The organism is Clostridium sp. MT-14 (genome assembly GCF_042436595.1).
Taxonomy (GTDB): domain Bacteria; phylum Bacillota; class Clostridia; order Clostridiales; family Clostridiaceae; genus Clostridium_B; species Clostridium_B aromativorans.
Window position 1 is genome coordinate 1 of sequence record NZ_JBHMIY010000085.1, and the last position, 1,196, is coordinate 1,196.

A 1,196-nucleotide genomic window follows, 5' to 3' on the forward strand; every position below is an offset into this window, starting at 1 on the left:
TGTCTAGCTATCATTATTCTCTGTGCCTGAGGTGAACCTGCCCCGTGCATGGATTCAGTCCTATAGCTTACTGCAGCTGTACCAAGACATAAATTCTCTATAAGTCTCAGCACTTTCATTCTGTCTTCCGTAGGTATACTAGAAGTTCCCTTAAAGTATTTTTCCAAATACTTGCCGGTAACAGGATTTTTAAAATCTTTTTCGGAAGGCATAGTAACCATCAAACCACCTGCAATATCCTCAGCTAACCTTGAAATCTCATAGGGGAATCTAGTCACGTTCTGCTTGCATACATTGGCTAACAGCAAATTAACCAGGTAATTTCCTGCTGCGAGTTTACAACCTTCACAGGAACATGCAACACCGCAGGAATATAAAGTCTCATTTAAATGCATCATCTCTATTAATTTATCTTTTATATGGGACTTCCTGGGTACTCCATTGTATTCAGCAGCTAAAGCTGCTGCTCCTATGAGCACATCCCCCATCCCAGATTTACATCCACCGTAGCTCTGCCTGTGATAGCCTGCAAACCTTTCAACAAGTACTCCTGCAAATTCAGTTTCTCCATTTAAAAATATTCTGTCATTCGGTACAAACACATCGTCAAATATTACCAGGCCTTCCATTCCTCCAAAATTCTTATTGCCAACATCAATGTCAGAAAGTTCTTCAAGTTTTCTCGTATCACAGGACTGTCTGCCGACTACAATCATTATGCCCTCAGTATCCACAGGTACAGAAAATGCAACTGCATAATCCTTATCCTCCGGTCTCATTGAAACTGTCGGCATTACCAGGACTTCATGCGAATTACAGATTCCAGTCTGGTGAGCTTTCGCCCCCCTCACTACAATTCCATCAGGTCTTCTTTCAACTACCCTTAGAAACAAATCCGGATCTGCCTGTTTACTCGGTGACAGGCTTCTATCACCTTTTGGATCTGTCATGGCTCCGTCAACAGTCAGATCGTTTTTCTGCACATATTTTATAAAGCCAGTAATATTGTCAAGATAATTAGTATTATATTCCGTATCTACTTCATAAGCTGTACTGTAAACGGCATTTATGGCATCCATTCCCACACATCTCTGAAAACACGAAGCTGTTTTTTGTCCTAATAATCTCTGCATTTTTACTTTTTTAACTAAATCCTCCGTGCTCTGGTGCAAGTGGGTAAATCTATTGATCTTTTC

Annotated in this window: 1 protein-coding gene; it reads right to left on the bottom strand. The window is 40.6% G+C overall.

What is annotated here, in order from left to right; all coding sequences use genetic code 11:
• Positions 1-1,196, bottom strand: a 1,196-nt coding sequence (locus tag ACFHWD_RS20590; protein ID WP_378062939.1) for a 4-hydroxyphenylacetate 3-hydroxylase family protein, incomplete at both ends; no start/stop codon positions are given.